This window comes from Anaerolineales bacterium (genome assembly GCA_015075625.1).
Taxonomy (GTDB): Bacteria; Chloroflexota; Anaerolineae; order Aggregatilineales; family UBA2796; genus UBA2796.
The window spans coordinates 1,174,192-1,191,277 of sequence record JABTTZ010000001.1 but is presented as its reverse complement, the minus strand read 5'-3'; the positions used below and the strand labels follow the sequence as shown (position 1 = coordinate 1,191,277).

Below are 17,086 nucleotides of genomic sequence, written 5' to 3'. Positions count from 1 at the left end.
TGGGGTATTCTACGAATGGGTAGGAAACGAGTGGCGACCACATGGCAAAGATATTGATCGTTGAAGACTCCCCCGATATGCGTCAGTTGATTAGTGATCTGTTGGATTCACTGGGGCATGAGGTGATCGAGGCGGAAGATGGCTTAGAAGGGGTGAAAACTGCCCTGCGTGCCTTGCCCGATCTGATCATCATGGATTTGATGATGCCCAACGCCTCTGGGGATACCACCTTGCGCTTTATGCGGGGGACGCCCGAACTTCAGAAAATACCGGTATTAGTTGTCTCGGCTCATGCCGATGTGGCAGCCATAGCGAAAAGTGTCGGGGCGGATTCGTGGATGGCAAAACCGATCCGCATTGACGAACTGAGCGAACGTATCCGCACCATGTTGGAGACGCCGAAACCCGCCTGAGCGGTGAACGTTACTCGGCTAAGACCGCCCGCAGCCGCCTCTCCAGTTCGGAGAGCAAAATCGCTGTTGCCCCCCAGACCTGCTGCCCGCAGATGAGGTAGTAGTGCTTCTCAAAGGTGATCTCACCCCGCACAAACGGCTCATGCCCCTTGAGCGAATCATCCAGCAGCACGGAGAGCGGCGCTTCAAGGATGGCGGCGACTTCCGCTGCATGAGGCTTCCACTCAGGGCGCAGGGGGGTGTAGCCAATGACAGGGTGAATCTCAAAATCGCTGGGCGGCACATAGAGCGATTCAAATTGCCCTAAGATATCTGCCCCGTTTGCGCCCACTTCCTCATCTGTTTCGCGGAGCGCCGTTTCGATAGGCGTTTCGCCCGCCTCTTGACGCCCACCGGGAAAGCTGATCTGCCCACTATGCGCCCCATGCCCTTCGGCACGCTGGATGAGAACAAGATGCAAATCGGGCGAGGGCGGGTGGGGGTAAGTGAGCATGAGGACGGCGGATTGTTTCGCCTTCCCCTCGCGCTCCAACCGCTGAAAAGGGCGCACGGAAGGCGCCATCCGCATCCGTGCGGCGATCACGTCGAAGTTGGGGAGCGCCAGGGCTGCCCGCAAAACATCCAATGTGATCGGAGGGATGGTGCTTGTCATAGGGTGATTGGGCTATACCATGCCCGTCGTTTACGAAGGGAAACGCCCGGGTTATCTTCCGCCAAGCGATCCACACGCACACGCCCCCGCGAGTCAATGTCAATCGTCTCGCCCCGCCGCTGCAAGCGGGCAAATTCCTCTGGCGAGAGGTCAGGGGCGGCTTCCCCACTCAGGCGGTTTACTGCATTTTCTTGGGCGCTCCCACCGTTATCGGCGGGGGGTGTCATTGCCGGTTTTGGATCGTCGCTCATGATGCCTCTGGTTTTGATCAGACCGTAGGATTCTGCCCTACTGTACAGCGAAGGTGTTTTGTTGACAAGGGGGGCGTCTTTCAAAGAACCAATCCTGGGATGCCCGCCTCACCCCTCTGCTGTCGTTGTCAGCCATGCGGCGGGGCTGCGGGGGATACCCACCACCTCCCACCGCTCCAGCGCCTCGATCAGCGCTTCTTGAAGGGTATCTTCAGCCGTGGCAATGTCCCCGATGCGGGCTGATCACCGCCGTAAGGATACGCCCGTATTCGTCTTGAACGATGCGCTCAATAACCGCCGCCGTCTCGGTCATGACCCCTCTGATTACTCAAAGACAACCAACGGACGGATTTCAACACAGCCCTCGGCTGCGCCGGGAATCTTTGCCGCCAGTTCGCTTGCCTCGTCAAGGTCTTTGCCATCCACGATATAGAATCCGCCTAGCTGCTCATGAGTCTCGGCAAAAAGACCATCCGTCGTGAGCGTTTTCCTCTCGCGGAAGCGTGCTGTCGTTGCCGTATTCGTATCATGGAGCGCCTCGCCTCCGATCATTAGATTCCGAGACTGTAGCTCTGCCCCAAAAACCTTGTAGTCGCTCATTTCCTTTTGGAAATCCTCAGGAGTCCACGCCTGACGGCTGGCTTCTTTTTCGTAGCGCAAGAAAATGTACTTCATGGTCGGATGTTCCTCACTGCCTTTGATTGGGCTTTATGCTGATGAAAACGGCAAGGTGCTGCCGTTTCTATACATACGTCGCGGGCGACCTTCCCACCATGACATAGGTCTTATCTCACTCATCTTCCTCTCATTTTTTGGGCAAACTCAGTCATCTCTGACTATGATTATAGGCGTTATCGATTTGCGCTCATCCGCTGCTGCCTCGCCTTGTGTCTTTTAAGGCATAGAGCAATGAGGCACATTCGTCTCATAACTAGATTCACCCAGGAGAACAGGATTATGCAGTATCGACGGCTAGGACATGCCGGAATGAAAGTCAGCGCCATTTCCTTTGGGGGATGGATCAATTATGGTGAGGGGAAGGTTGCTGAGGACACTGCCAAAGAGGTGGTTGAAGCCGCCTATGCCAACGGGATCAATTACTTCGATCTTGCCGATGTTTACGGGCGCGGCGAGGCAGAAAAACAGATGGGTGCGGTGCTGAAGAAATACCCCCGACACACTCTTGTCATTGCTACAAAGGTCTTTTGGCCCATGTCCGACGATGTGAATGATCAAGGCTTGTCACGCAAGCACATCTTTGAGAGCATCGATAAAAGCCTGCAACGGCTTGGGACAGACTATGTGGATATTTACTTTTGCCACCGTCCCGACCCGGACACGCCCATGATTGAGACGATCCGTGCGATGGATGATTTGGTGCGGATGGGGAAGGTTTTATACTGGGGAACATCGGTCTGGTCGGGGGCGCAGATTCGGGAAGCGCTGGATATCTGTGCAAAGGGTGGGTATTACCCGCCCCAAACCGATCAACCGCAGTATTCGATGGTCTGGCGCGATGCTGTTGAAAAGGATGTGCTGCCCGTCGCCGAGCCGAATGGTATGGGTTTAGTGGTCTTTTCGCCCCTTGCCCAGGGCTTATTGACAGGGAAGTATGACAGCGGCTTGCCCGAAGATTCGCGTTTTGCCCGCGAGGGGTGGGTGAGAGAACGCTTCCTGACCGAGACGAATGTAAACAAGGTGAAGGCGTTGAAACCGATTGCCGATGACTTGGGGATCACCCGTTCGCAGTTGGCATTGGCGTGGATATTGCGTCAGCCCGGTGTGAGCAGCGCAATCATCGGGGCAACGAAAGTTGCCCAGTTGGAGGATAACGTTGCCGCCGCCAATGTGACCCTGACTCCAGAGGTGATCACCCGCATTGAGGCGGTGCTGGCTTAGCGCCTATCCGAATTAAGCCCAGAGGGTCGTCCCCCGCTGCCCTCATGCCCTACCCTCGTCTTTCGCAAGGAGAAGGGGGAATGATGAATGGCATTTTTGTCTTTCAAGCCCCGTAGGGGTGGTTCTCTTAGCCCGCTGCTTTAGCGGCGGGCGCACGCCTTGCGCCGCTTGGTTCAGAACCCCTATCCCCCCTACCCCCTTTCCCTGTCTACGGGGAAAGGGGGAGAGATTCCTTCTCTCTGTTAGGGGGGCAAGCCCTGAAGGGGTGGTTGCTCCTAGCCCGCTGCTCTAGCGGCGGGTGTTCACGCACGGCAACCACACAGGGTCGCCCCGATAGGATAGATTACGGTTTGATGGTGAACAGCGATCCGCTGCTGCGCCCGTACACCTCTGGGGTATAGAACGCCTCGCCCGTCGTGGGGATCACCTTGAACGTCCCCGCCATGCCCGCCCGCACGGTGTAGGTGTATTTGTACGTCCCTTTGGGAAGGTATGTCGCATACAGAACGGTGCGGTCATCGCGCAGTTCGGTCTCGCTAAACCACCACCAGCCCCACCCATCGCGGAAGGGGTTATCCAAGCGCAGATTGGGCGGCTCGCCCACTGTGCTGGTGGCAAGGTTGGGGTTGATCGCCTCTGTTCCGGCGGGGATTGGGTCGTTGATGACGATGTAGTGTTGATCGCTTGGAAGGATGATCGTCAGCGTGACGCGGATGGTATCGCCCACCTTTGCTTCAGTGACGGGTGTCCCATCGCCGCCGACAATCGTGTACTGCCGCTCCACCGTGATCCCCCGCGATTCAGCTTCGACCAGTTCCACCGGCAGGTTCACCCGCATGTGCGCCGTGTAATAGAGCATCCCCTCGCCAGCGGTACGGTTGAAACGCAGGCGGTTCACCTCGCCCTTCAAGAGGTCGGCAACATCCACCGAGAGTTTCACCGATTGGCGAATGTTCGCGGGGGTTGTCGTCTCTGTGTCCGCCAGCGCCGTGTTGTTCAGCGTGACACCAAAGGTGTAGTTCCCGTTCAGTTCGCCCGTGTACTGCATGTAGTCCACCAGCGCCATGACCGACCACGCCGTCTCTTGGGTGGTTTCCCACATATCGGCTTGGCGGGCGATCATCAACCAACGGACGGCGTTGGGGATCAATGGGTTAGCGGGATCGATCTGGAGCAGCGCCTTCAGCGCCAGCGCTGTGGAGCGCGTATTCGTGTTCCAGTTGATATAGTCGCTGCCATCTTCCGTCCACGAGACTCCCGTCGCCGAGATCGACGCCCGATTGATCAAATCGCTGATCAGGGTATCGGTGTAGGTCTTATTTGCCGGGTCCATCTTGTGGAACGCCATCGCCAGATACGCCCGTGCGTAAAGGTCAAGCGATTCGCGCACCTCGTAGATTGCCAACGAGCGGCTGAAACTGCCCACATCTGCCATCGCCAGCGCGTAGAGCATGAACGCCTGACGGTTCAACTGCCAGCGTGGGGTCAGCCGTCCAACGTTCATCCGGGCGAGGTCGCTTTGCAGCCTGCCCGCAGCGCGGCTGATCACCTTATCTTCTACGGTGAATCCTTGTGAGCGCGCCTCGACCAAGCCGATCAGGGCATAGGCGGTGACCAGCGGGTTGCTCTCATCGCGCTTGAACCAGCCCCACCCGCCATCCGATTTTTGATCGTTGTAGAGCCGTTGGAGCGCGGCGCTGAGCGCCTCTTCCACTTGGCGTTTCAAAACCGGATCGTTCACGCCCAGTTTGGTGAACGCACCATAGGTGGCAAGGTTGGGCAAGAAGCGGCTGATCGTCTGCTCTGTGCAGTAGTAGGGGAAGTAGCGCAGCGCCTCCAGCGCGTCCAGTGTGCTTGCCGCCAACGAACGATCCAGCCGGATGTCCAAGCGCCCTTCCTTCACCTCGTAACGGCGGGGGAGCATGATTCCTTCCACAATCGCGAGGTCATTCGTGCTGAGCGCCCCACCCGTGCCAACTGTTTCCGGCACTTCATAGCGCTTGATGGGGAGCGTCTTTTCCTCGCCCTGCCCAACGGCGCTCTTTGCCGCATCGGTGAACGCGCCATCGGCGCTGCTGGCGAAGAAGGTGACGCCCACCGCCTCGCCCGTACCAACCTCAATGGGGAATTCAAAGCGTCCGCGATCCCCATCGGGAATGCTCAAGACGCGCTCTGTGCCTTCCAGCGCCGCTGCGCCGGTCAAGTCGATATGCACCTTGACCTCTTGCGCCGCGCCGGAATTGTTATTCACCACCGCCACCAACGTCGTCTTATCGCCCTCCACAAAGAAGCGCGGCGTCACCGGACGGATGAGCAGCGGTTTCGTGCTGAGGATATCCACCGTGTTCTGCCCAACAAGGGTGTTTTTCGTCTCGCCAATGGGGAGCGTCACGGCGCGGGCGTCCAAGCGCCATGTCGTCAGTTGGTCAGGCAGCGTCACGGCAACCGTCGCCTCGCCCTGTTCATTGGTGACGACGCTCGGCTGCCACAACGGGGTGTCGATAAACTTCTGGCGCACTTGGAAAATGCCGCCCTCCGGTCCGCCGCCGCCGCCGCCTTTCACTGTGTTCAAGATTTCCTGCGTCTGCTGGTCAACGCTCACCGTGAGCGAGGCGCTCGTGCGGATGCTCAAGCCCTGCTGCCGATAGAAGAAATCCAAGATCGGCGTGCTGGTATCGGGCAGCAGCGAGAGAACAGCAAGATCGGTCAGCCCGACGCCCACTTCGGCTTGGACTGGCTCGCCCTTGTAATCGGTCACTTTCAGGGTGTAGGTGACTGTTTCGCCCGGACCCGTCCGCGTTTTATCGGGGGTCGCTGTGATGTTCAGTTTCAGCCGCTCCACCTCAACGCCTAGTCCGATCAGCCCGACGCGGAAGGCAGGGACGGGGTTTGTCTCGTCCACACCCTTCATAATCACGACGGAGACGAAGGCGTTCGGGGCAAGGTCAGCCGTGATCGGCAGTTGGTAGACGTAGCTGTTGTTTGGGAGGCGGAGGACTTCCCGTTTGATGATGTCGCCACGCTCAACGGTGATCAGCGCTGTCGTCTCCCCTTGGAAGGGGCTGGCGATCAGGATGTTTGCCGTATCGCCAACGGCGTAGTTGTCGCGGTCAATCTTCAGATCGATGCGGTTGCTGTTCTGCTGCCGCCAGGGGACGTAGTTCGGACCCGCCACCCATAGGAAGGTGGAGGTCTTGATCGCGTTCCCGCGCGAGTCGCGGCTGGTGACATAGACTTTGTAGATGCCGCCCGCCTCCGGCGTAAAGGTGAACGTCCCTTTCCCGTCGGCGTCGGTGGTCACCTCCCCATCGGTGACGGGCTTTTCTTCCACGTCGTAGTTCCATACAGTGCGTCCGGTGGCGGGTTCAACAGTCTGCACACTGCGCCAGCGCCGTTCGACAACGGTCACGGCAAGGGGGGTGTTTGGCTGCGGGGCGCTCTCGCTGGTGACGGTGATCAGGTTCACCTGTTGGGGTTTGCCCGCCGTGCCGATGTATTCTTCCGGCGCTGCGCCAATGTAAAACTCGCCCTGATTGACGATCACGGTAGCGCGTCCGGCGATGATTTGGTCGCTCTCGTCGCGCACCCGCGCTTCAATGGCAATCGATTGGCTTTGCGCTGCCTTCCCCAAACTGGCGGGGAGTTCGATGACGAATTTCCCTTGCCCGTCGGTTGTCCCTGAGCCAGTGGCAATTTCTTCCCCATAGGGGCGGTAGGTTTCGCTGTAGCCTTCATCTTCGTTGTAGTCGATGAAGTTGTAGCGCCCCTTGCCTTTGTAGGAGAAGTAGTAATCGTCGCTGAAGGCAGACCATTCAACAGTGGCGTTGCTCAACGCCCCGCCAAAGAAGTAGGTGCTTTCGACAGTGACGCGGATCGTATCGCCCTGAACAAGCTGAACCTGCTCCGGGGTGAGGGTCACTTGGTATTCTGGCACGCGGTACTCAGCGATATTGACCCCCCGCGAGAAGACGGGTCCGCTGTATTTGTCTGCGTCGCCCTTCTGCCCTAGCCGGACAAGGACTTGGTAGTAGCCCAGTGGCGCATCGACGGCAACATCGGCGTGATCGGCAAACGTGCCAAAATCGGTGACAGGCAGTTCCTTTTCATAGATCACCTGCTGCCGTCCATCAACAACCTGCACCCAGACGGTTTTCACCGGACTGATCGTGTAGGTGATGTCTTTGCGGTCACGCAGCACACCTCGGAAGTAAATGGGCTGCCCCGGACGGTAGAGCGAACGATCACTGTAGATGTACATGGAGACATTCGAGGGATAGTAATTCGAGGGCTGCTCAAAATCCCACGAGGCGATTCCACCATCCCAATTCAACGAGCCAATGCCAAAGTGACTCTTCTCCCCCACAGCGGCGACCAGCCCCGTGTAAAGGTTGTCGAGCGGCTTTGGGAAGGCGAAGTAAGCAATGCCATCGGCATCGCTCATTGCCTCCCCAAGCGTGATCACGTTGTAGCGGGTGTCGTTGTTTGCGCCGTCTGTGCGCTCTACGTTGTAGAACGTGACCGACTGATTCGGCACGGGCTGCCCGCTTTGCAAATCGGTCACCCACGCCATGACGCCATAGGGGGTCAGCTTCAGGGTGAGGTTGCTCTTTGCCACGAACATGACATGGCGCAGCCCACTGCCGTAGGGGATTTCCGGCGAATTGAAGGTGAGGTAATACGCACCGGGGGGGAGGGCGGGCTTGGCAGGGCTTGCCTCGTCATACTTTTGGATATACGTGGGGTCTACAACGCCTGACGCGCCGCGTTCCCCGATGAAGTATTTCGTCCCCACGCCTTCTGCCACCCACCCGCGAATCGATTTATCGGGAGTGGCTTGGATGTTCCACCAGACAATCCCACTGCGGCAGACGGGACCATCTTGAATCATGAATTGGGTGTTCACCGGCAGTTGGGTAATTTTTTCGGCGTCCGTTCGGGCATCCTTGCGGACGTTCAGCGGCGTTGGATCATCGGGCAGAACAAAGGCGAACATCCCCGGACGCAAGCGGGAGGGCGGCGCCCCCTCACAGGTGATGGGGGCTGGCGGGTAGCTCTCGCCCTGATCGCTGATCGTCAGCATGTCATAGCGCAGGACATTCGCCGGGTTTTCAACCTTCACCGTCCATGAGCGCAGTTTCGTGGTTTTGCTCAGGTCGGGGGTGTACCAATAGCGCTCCGCCGTCTTAAGCAGTTCTTCTAAGGGCAGTTCGTAAAGGGCGAGGTTGATCTGCTCAATGTTGCGATGGGTGGAGAACAGGCGGGTGGTGGCGGCATAGGCGCTGTACAAGCCAACATCCGTTCCCGTTTTCAGGGATGCCTCGGAGGGGTAGTTCCCCGTTGACCACGTAAAGACGACCTTCCCGTTTTCGATGCGGTAGCGATCCGAGGCGGGGATAGTCACTTGCGTGCCGTAGACATCGACCAAGCCTGCCGGATCAAGGGTGACGGTGTAGGTCGTTGCCGGCTCGTGGCTGAAGGAAAAGTTGTATTCGTAATCGTAGGAGTAGTTCTCAAAACGGAGCTTGGGCTCGGGGGAGACAGTGATCCGTTTGTCAAAATCCTTGAAGTTTATTGGCACAGAGAACTCAAAGGAGGCGCCCGACGCCTGCACATTGTTCATGCCCTCTCTGGGGTAGACGCTGCGTAATTCAGGCAGTTCCAACGTGGTAAATCTGGAGCGGAAATCCGTCGCCATGTTCAGCGGGGCGCCGGTGGCGCTGCGGGCGCTGGTGGCAACCGTGAAAAAATAGGTGGAGGCGTAATCAAGCAGCTCGTCCGGCTCAAACGTCAGCCGTGTGTTGCGGTCATTCCACGTGATCTTGCCCGCAATGAGCGCCCCGCTTTTATCAGAGAGCAGTTGGAAGGCGTTCTCTGTGCTGCTGCGATCCATTGGCTGGCTAAAGGTGAGGCTGATCACCGGTTTGCGCGAAAGCCTGCTATTTTTATCACTTGGATAAACCTGAATGATCGCCGGACGAAGTGTGGTGAACTTGGCAACCACATCGTCGGTCAGTTCACTGCCAGTGACATCTTTTAAGCCCTTTGGCACGCGCACGGTGAAGGCGCTGCCGCCCTTCAAGCCATCGGGCTTAAAGGTGTAGATCGAGGTGCTGATCCATTCGCCCGTTCCGGTCACAGCCGGCTCAACGACGATGGGCGAGGGGAGCGCTCGCATCTCGGCAATGGGCAGCAGTGGCACAACGGGACGGTTGAAAATAACCGTGATCGTTGGCACAGTTTCTACGTCCGTCGTCCCATCAGCGGGAATCAAACGCACGACCTCAAGGTAGCCAACGGTCTGCAAGGCAAGGCGGAACGGCTGTTTCAGCGGCACGCCCGCCGTGCTTTTCGCCCCTTCGCTCAGCGTGAACACGTACTCTGCGGCACGTTCCAACGCGGCGGTGGGGGTGAAGGTGAGCGTCAGATCGTCCGCCCACGAAAAGCGTCCGGGAATCGTCGGACGGGTGGCGAATGCCGCCTCTGTACTCTGGCGATCCATCGGGACGTTGAAATAAAGGGTCAGTGGGTTATCTAGGGTGATTTCCGTCCCTCGGAAGGGGTCGGTTTCCACAACCTCTGGGGCAATGTCATCAGCGGCACTGCGGACGTGGAGGACAGGAGCGATGATCGCTAAAAAGAGGACAAAACTCCCTATCCAAAGGGATAGTAAGGTGTCGCGGCGACGCGCAAAACGTAGACGACTCATAAAGAAACTTCCTCCCATACATACCTAAGCATGAGTATAAGAGAGGTGCGAGTCCGCGCAACCGATTGATCCCCAGTGATCACCCTACGGGTGTTCGCCGCTGATCAATGGGGAAGTGAACGATGATAAGGTGATGTGGGTGCGGGGGGGAGGCAGGGAGGCGGGGAAACACATGGCGCGGGGTTAAAACGCCCGCGCTAGGAATAATCACCCCGTTGGGGCTTAAACCAGAATACAGGATGCGCCTTTGCCTTCAAGCCCCGTAGGGGGGCGCGGGGTTAAAACGCCCGCGCTAGGACTAATCACCCCGTTGGGGCTTAAACCAGAATACAGGATGCGCCTTTGCCTTCAAGCCCCGTAGGGGTGGTCACCCTCAGCCCGCTGCTTTAGCGGCGGGCGATCATGGCTGGACGGGGCGCGGAGGGCGGGAGGCAGGGAGGCGGGGAAACACATGGCGGGGTTAAAACGCCCGCGCTAGGAATAATCACCCCGTTGGGGCTTAAGACGGAATACACCGTGCGGCATTTGCCTTCAAGCCCCGTAGGGGTGGTCACCCTCAGCCCGCTGCTTTAGCGGCGGGCGATCATGGCTGGACGCCGCACGGGAGGCGGGGAAACACCTAGCGCGGGGTTAAAACGCCCGCGCTAGGCATGATCACCCCACTGGGGCTTAAAACGGAATGCACCGTGCCGCATTTGCCTTCAAGCCCCGTAGGGGTGGTCAGCCTCAGCCCGCTGCTTTAGCGGCGGGCGATCATGGCTGGACGCCGCACGGGGCGCGGGGGGCGGGCGCGGGGAAACACATGGCGCGGGGTTAAAACACCCGCGCTAGGCATGATCACCCCGTTGGGGCTTAACACGGAATGCACCGTGCCGCATTTGCCTTCAAGCCCCGTAGGGGTGGTCAGCCTCAGCCCGCTGCTTTAGCGGCGGGCGATCATGGCTGGACGCCGCACGGGGCTACGGTGTGAAGATCGTCGTGCGCACCTCCTCCAAAAGCGTCATCAGTTCAAGGACGGCGTTGTTCACCCCAAAGGTTGCCAATACCCCGGCTGAAAAGTCCGCCCGTGCGCCGGCGCCGGGGTCGGTCAGTTTTCCGAAGGGGTCCAGCAGCGCCGGATTGACCGCCCCAATTCCATACAGGTTGAACAATGGGAGTTGGTTTGCCTCGGCAACGCGGAACACCGCTGTGTTGTAGGTGGCAAGCGCCTGATCATCGGCGCGTCCGGGCGTCGTCACAAGGACGGGGATCATCCCTTGCTGTGCCAACTGCCCCACGAGCGCCGTCAGATCGTTCCGATAGGTATCGACGGGCGTTCCCGTTTGCATTGCCACACTGACGGTATCGATAAAGACGAGCGGCGACCTTCCCTGCGGGCATTGGATCGGCGTGCCGGCATTACACTGCCCATAGCGCCCTTGCAGCGCTTGGACGGCTGCCCCGTAGTTATCGAGGATGCTCTGGGCAAGTCCGGCATATTGATCGAAGTTCGCGCTTTGGCTGTAGAGATCGCTGATTCCTAGCAGCAGTCCGTTTCCGGTCAGGCTGAAATCATTCCCCGTCCCGCCGCTTTGCAGCCAGAGGGCGTGAATCCCGCGCATGATTTGCTGTGTCTGATTGTTCAAGCTCGGCTGTACGGCAACAGCACCCAGATCAACGATGTCTACGCTTGGCTCTGGGGTTGCCGTCGCCTGTTCGGGGGTTGCCGTTGGGAGCGGGCAGTTCGCCTGTGAGACAAGCTGATATTCCGGCACATTCAGGGTGATCACGCCTGGGATGCCCTGCACCGTGAGGACGCGGTTTCCACCCGCCTCCAATTGGAGATCACTGCCTCCCAAGAGCGGGATGCCGCTGCTATCAACCACCGTGTAACTGGTCGGGAAACTCATTGCCCCGCCGTTGTTGATCAGGACGAACGAGGCGACCAGTTCCGCCGTGCAGCTTGGCTGGACGCTGATCGCTGGCATGGGCGTTGCCGGGATGGGCGTCTCGGTGGCTGGTTCGGGCGTCACTGTCGGCGGTTCAGCCGTTGCCGTTGGCACGGGGCAGTCCGCCTGCGCAAAAACCTGATACTGCGGGATGCTCAGCGTCAGCACGCCGGAGACGCCCTGTACCGTGAGGACGCGGCTGCCGCCCGCCTCCATGAGCAGATCGCCGCCCGCCAAGACCACCGCCCCGTTTATGTTCGTTATCGTGAATGCCGTCGGGGCGCTCATTGCCCCGCCGTTATTGATCAGGACGAACGAGGCGACCAGTTCCGCCGTGCAGCTTGGCTGGACGCTGATCGAGGGCATTGCCGTTGCCGGAATGGGCGTCTCGGTGGGCGGGATGGGTGTCTCGGTGGCTGGCACGGGGCAGTCCGCCTGCGCAAAGACCTGATACTGCGGGATGCTCAGCGTCAGCACGCCGGAGACGCCCTGCACCGTGAGGACGCGGCTGCCGCCCGCCTCCATGAGCAGATCGCCGCCCGCCAAGACCACCGCCCCGTTTATGTTCGTTATCGTGAATGCCGTCGGGGCGCTCATCGCCCCGCCGTTGTTGATCAGGACGAACGAGGCGACCAGTTCCGCCGTGCAGCTTGGCTGGACGCTGATCGAGGGCATTGCCGTTGCCGGAATGGGCGTCTCGGTGGGCGGGATGGGTGTCTCGGTGGCTGGTTCGGGCGTCACTGTCGGCGGTTCAGCCGTTGCCGTTGGCACGGGGCAGTCCGCCTGCGCAAAGACCTGATACTGCGGGATGCTCAGCGTCAGCACGCCGGAGACGCCCTGCACCGTGAGGACGCGGCTGCCGCCCGCCTCCATGAGCAGATCGCCGCCCGCCAAGACCACCGCCCCGTTTATGTTCGTTATCGTGAATGCCGTCGGGGCGCTCATCGCCCCGCCGTTGTTGATCAGGACGAACGAGGCGACCAGTTCCGCCGTGCAGCTTGGCTGGACGCTGATCGAGGGCATTGCCGTTGCCGGAATGGGCGTTTCGGTGGGGGGTTCAGGCGTTGTCGTCGGCGCTTCCGGTGTTGCCGTCTCTGGCTCTGGCGTCGTTGTTGGCGCCTCCGGTGTTGCCGTCTCTGGCTCTGGCGTCGTTGTTGGCGCTTCCGGCGTTGCCGTCTCTGGCTCTGGCGTCGTTGTTGGCGCTTCCGGCGTTGCCGTCTCTGGCTCTGGCGTCGCCGTATCCGGCGGCGGAATCAAGGTTTCGGTGGGCGGGACGGGGGTTTCCGTTGGCGGGATGGGCGTTGCCGTCACATCGGGCGTCGCCGTATCCGTCGGGGTGGCGGTGGCGGTGGGATTCGTCACCGTCGCCACAATAACCGTCACTTCGCGGGTTGCCACATTATTTGTCTTGTCGCTCTCTGGGACGCCGTTTGTGCTGTCGGCAATCACTGTGAGCGTCTGGACGCCTTCGGTCTTGAAGGTCACATCAAAATCGAGCGTCGTTTCGGCGCCAAGATCAAGGACAACCGTCGTCCGTTTCGTGATCGCCGTGCCATCAAACAGGCGGAGCGCCACATCAAAGGTGGGGGCAAGCGCTTGCCCATTGTTTTTCACCGTCACCTTGACGGGGAGCGTCGCTTGGCGCGTTGTCGCATCAAGGATCACCGTTGTGCTGGCGAGGTCAATCGCGCTGACGATCACATCGGGCAAAAGCGGCGTCGGCGTCACCGTCGGCGTGTCCGATGGCGTTGCCGTAGGGGCAACTGTCTCACCCGGGAGCGGCGTCACCGTCGGCGTGTTCGTCGGCAGCGGCGAAGGAATCTGCGCCAATTTTGTTTGGGTGGCATAGATGGCGGTAGAGGTCAGGTCGCCAACGGAGACTTGTCCGGGCTGTGGCGGGATGTAGATCGTCGCCGTGAGGGTGGGAAGGACGACGACGGGGATCGTGCTGGTGGCAGTCGGCAGCGGCAGCGTGGGAAAGGGCGTCCACGTGGGCAAGATCACCACTTGAGTCCCGCCGGCGGGAATGGGCGAGGGCGGCGGGGCGATCACGCCGATGCCGCCGCAAAAGCCGAGCGGCGTCACAAATTGGGTGCTCACCCATCCGATGAAGCCGACGGCGTTCACCTGATACCACGCACCGTCAGGGCTGATGCCCGTCACGGGAACAACGGCAGCAAAGGCGAGGGAGGTGATCACCTCGTAATTCAAGCCCGGTCCGCGCCGGACGTTGATCCCGCTGCTGTTGATGCGCACACGGCAGGTGGGGTCAGCCGTTGCCGTGAAGGTTGGCGGCAGCGGCGTCACTCCGGGCGGGGGCGGCGTTTGGGTGGGCAGCGCGGCGTTATCGCGCACCGTCACGGTGATCGTCTTGGGGTTGCCCACAATACCGCCTCGGTAAGCAACCACTTGAATCACGTTTCGTCCCGGTGTGGTGGGCGTCCAAGAGAGAATACTATCGAGGACAAGCGCCCCGTTGGGGTCGGGCGATCCCGCCGAATCAATCGGCTGGTTGTTCACCCGCATCTCAATGCGCGTCACCCCGATGCGGTCCACCGCCCGAACATAGACGCCCACCTCCCCACCGAGGACAACCTCGGCGTTGTCGCTAGGGGCGCGGATTTCAACTTCGGGCAGGTCGCTCATGGCGATAGGGGTTTCGGCGGTGGGCGTTTGCGGCGCCACCGTTGCGGTCTCTTGGGGCTGTTCGGTGATCAGCGCCCGTGAGAGCAGCGCCCCCACCACCACCGCACCAACCATGACCACGACGACAAGCGCCATGATCGGCAGCCAACGACTTACATTTGATCCTCGTCCGGGCATGGGTTGCCGTCCTCTTTCGGAAGGGTTGCTTCCATACAAACTTCCTACACAGTCTAGATCAGACAGAGGAGTCGGTCAACTCTCCGCAGGTGACGCTTGGGCAACGCTTCCCTTTTTGTGACGGGCTTTGATGGGCAATCTGTGTACATTTCTTATGCAATCCTTCTAGACCGCCCCATGTGTTCCCCCCCACCCCGTAGGGACACCGCCTGGGGTGTCCGCGCCCTACCCCTGTCTACGAGGGAAGGGTTTCCAAGCCCCGAAGGGGTGGTCAGTTTCAGCCCGCTGCTTTAGCGGCGGGTGCTGACGGACGACACTGGGCGCAATGCATTGCGCCCCTACGGGGATTGCACTATCAACAGAATCTAGGCTGTCCTGATGGTTGCGGTTTCCAAGCCCCGAAGGGGTGGTCAGTTTCAGCCCGCTGCTTTAGCGGCGGGTGCTGACGGACGACACTGGGCGCAATGCATTGCGCCCCTACGGGGATTGCACTATCAACAGAATCTAGGCTGTCTTGATGGTTGCGGTTTCCAAGCCCCGAAGGGGTGGTCAGTTTCAGCCCGCTGCTTTAGCGGCGGGTGCTGACGGACGACACTGGGCGCAATGCATTGCGCCCCTACGGGATTGCACTATCAACCAGAATTCAGGCTGTCCTGCTGGTTGTGGTTTCCAAGCCCCGAAGGGGTGGTCAATTTCAGCCCGCGCTTTAGCGGCGGGTGCTGACGGACGACACTGGGCGCAATGCATTGCGCCCCTACGGGATTGCACTATCAACAGAATCTAGGCTGTCCTGATGGTTGCGGTTTCCAAGCCCCGAAGGGGTGGTCAGTTTCAGCCCGCTGCTTTAGCGGCGGGTGCTGACGGACGGCACTGGGCGCAATGCATTGCGCCCCTACGGGGATTGCACTATCAAGAGAATCTAGGCTGTCTTGATGGTTGCGGTTTCCAAGCCCCGAAGGGGTGGTCAGTTTCAGCCCGCTGCTTTAGCGGCGGGTGCTGACGGACGACACTGGGCGCAATGCATTGCGCCCCTACTATCAACAGAATCTAGGCTGTCCTGATGGTTGCGGTTTCCAAGCCCCGAAGGGGTGGTCAGTTTCAGCCCGCTGCTTTAGCGGCGGGATCGCTCATAGGATGGGGTGTTCTGTGTGGCAATGCCCCTGTTCTGGTGGGCGGGCTGTTCCTCATTGAATCAGCCGACGGTGGTACAATCGCTTATTGGCTGCGCCGCGCCCAAAAAGATCGCAAGGGGCGCAGCGGATAGGAAGTCCATCCCCATGACGACGAACCGCCCCATCCCGCCAGACGCGCCGATCCGTCTTGCTGAAGGGGCGCGTCACCGCTGCCGCCAATGCGGGAGCAGTTGTCGAAATTTCACCGTCAGCCTCAGCGATGCCGAAGCGCAGCGCCTTGCCCTTGAGGTATGGCGTCCTCTCTTGCACAACGTCCCGCCCGATCTCCCGTTCGTCAGCCGTGAAGGAAACCGCTACATCCTGACGAAACGCCCCGAAGCGCTTGGCGGCGGCTGTGTGTTCCTCGGCGCGGATAACCTCTGCGTGATACACAAAGAGGCGGGCATGGCGGTGAAACCCCTCGCCTGTCAGGTCTTTCCCCTACAAGGCATTGCCGCCCCCGATGGCGTTCATCTTTCGGTGAATTCTGGCTGTCGGCGTCTGTGGGAGGTTGTGGCGGCGGCGGATGACCCACCGCTTGATCCCCTCGAAGCACGTGAACTGCTCAGCGCGGCGGCGGGAATGCTGAGCATGGCGGAAACGGTCAGGCTGACAGCAGCGACGATGATCCTTTACACCGATTTCCTCGCCTGGCAGGGACAGATCGCCGCGATCTTATGCCGTCCGGCGGCGACTCTGGCGGAATTTTGGGGCAATCTACGGCAGACCGCCGCGCTCATCTTGACCATTGCCGATCCCGCCGATGAGTCCCTCCCCGCTGATGCACCTTTGGCGCTTGTTGCTAATCTGATCGCCGCCTTTCATGCTGATCTGGAGGGTGAACGATCTGAATCGCCGCTCTCGCTGCCGCGACAGGCGCTGACAGCGCGGGTGATGCGCTGGCTGCCAGCGGTCAGCTTACCCCTTAAACGAGACCTTCCCGAAGCATTCACCCCCTCGGAGGTCGTCCGGTTTTGCTTGTGGCTGGCGGGGCAGTTCCTTCAAGGGCGGCAGGCGGCATATTGGACGACGGCACGGGGAGCATGGGCGGGGCTGGTGATCGCCCTCGCCGTTGGCTTGAACGCCTTCGCTGGCGCGTTTGATCAACATGATGAGACGTTTGGGCATTCGATCAACGATCTTTTTTCCGATGCCTTGACGATCTTTGGCTTGCCCTCCTCCAATGCCACATGGGGCAAGCAGCAGGCGATGTTGGTTGCCCTCAGCGAGGACGGCTGAGCC

General features: G+C 60.0%; 12 protein-coding genes. 6 read left to right on the top strand and 6 right to left on the bottom strand.

What is annotated here, in order from left to right:
- Positions 1–41: 41 nt before the first annotated feature.
- The gene (locus tag HS103_04990; GenBank protein MBE7512155.1) at positions 42–413 is read left to right on the top strand and encodes a response regulator; all 372 of its coding nucleotides are present in this window, start codon (positions 42–44) and stop codon (positions 411–413) included.
- A 10-nt stretch (positions 414–423) separates the two neighbouring features.
- Here the strand turns inward: HS103_04990 and HS103_04985 are convergent, their stop codons facing one another.
- The 4 genes from HS103_04985 to HS103_04970 form a co-directional block, all read right to left on the bottom strand.
- Positions 424–1,065: a CoA pyrophosphatase gene (locus HS103_04985; GenBank protein MBE7512154.1), complete on the bottom strand. Its 642-nt coding sequence runs from the start codon at positions 1,063–1,065 to the stop codon at positions 424–426.
- On the bottom strand, positions 1,062–1,316 hold the full coding sequence (locus HS103_04980; GenBank protein MBE7512153.1) for a hypothetical protein: 255 nt from the start codon (positions 1,314–1,316) through the stop codon (positions 1,062–1,064). Before HS103_04980 ends, HS103_04985 begins: the two co-directional genes overlap by 4 nt.
- 108 nt (positions 1,317–1,424) lie before the next feature.
- Positions 1,425–1,550 carry a hypothetical protein gene (locus HS103_04975; protein ID MBE7512152.1) on the bottom strand — a complete coding sequence of 42 codons (126 nt, stop codon included), beginning with the start codon at positions 1,548–1,550 and terminating at the stop codon, positions 1,425–1,427.
- Positions 1,551–1,640: 90 nt separating this feature from the next.
- The gene (locus tag HS103_04970) at positions 1,641–1,991 is read right to left on the bottom strand and encodes a YciI family protein (GenBank protein MBE7512151.1); all 351 of its coding nucleotides are present in this window, start codon (positions 1,989–1,991) and stop codon (positions 1,641–1,643) included.
- Positions 1,992–2,273: 282 nt separating this feature from the next.
- On the opposite strand from HS103_04970, the gene HS103_04965 reads away from it, so the two are divergent.
- Positions 2,274–3,215: an aldo/keto reductase family protein gene (locus tag HS103_04965; protein MBE7512150.1), complete on the top strand. Its 942-nt coding sequence runs from the start codon at positions 2,274–2,276 to the stop codon at positions 3,213–3,215.
- Between the two features lie 343 nt (positions 3,216–3,558).
- Here HS103_04965 and HS103_04960 read toward each other — a convergent pair whose 3' ends face one another.
- Complete coding sequence (locus HS103_04960) at positions 3,559–9,921, bottom strand: Ig-like domain-containing protein (protein MBE7512149.1); 6,363 nt, start codon at positions 9,919–9,921, stop codon at positions 3,559–3,561.
- A 402-nt stretch (positions 9,922–10,323) separates the two neighbouring features.
- Here HS103_04960 and HS103_04955 point away from each other — a divergent pair, with 402 nt between their 5' ends.
- Positions 10,324–10,494, top strand: a complete 171-nt coding sequence (locus HS103_04955; protein ID MBE7512148.1) for a hypothetical protein — start codon at positions 10,324–10,326, stop codon at positions 10,492–10,494.
- A gap of 182 nt (positions 10,495–10,676) precedes the next feature.
- Positions 10,677–10,847, top strand: coding sequence for a hypothetical protein (locus tag HS103_04950; protein ID MBE7512147.1), 171 nt, complete (start codon positions 10,677–10,679; stop codon positions 10,845–10,847).
- A gap of 33 nt (positions 10,848–10,880) precedes the next feature.
- On the opposite strand, the gene HS103_04945 is transcribed toward HS103_04950, so the two are convergent.
- Complete coding sequence (locus HS103_04945) at positions 10,881–14,672, bottom strand: SH3 domain-containing protein (GenBank protein ID MBE7512146.1); 3,792 nt, start codon at positions 14,670–14,672, stop codon at positions 10,881–10,883.
- A gap of 1,060 nt (positions 14,673–15,732) precedes the next feature.
- On the opposite strand from HS103_04945, the gene HS103_04940 reads away from it, so the two are divergent.
- Complete coding sequence (locus HS103_04940) at positions 15,733–15,936, top strand: hypothetical protein (protein ID MBE7512145.1); 204 nt, start codon at positions 15,733–15,735, stop codon at positions 15,934–15,936.
- A gap of 13 nt (positions 15,937–15,949) precedes the next feature.
- Entirely contained in the window at positions 15,950–17,083 is a 1,134-nt protein-coding gene (locus tag HS103_04935; protein ID MBE7512144.1) for a YkgJ family cysteine cluster protein, read from the top strand.
- Positions 17,084–17,086 lie beyond the last annotated feature (3 nt).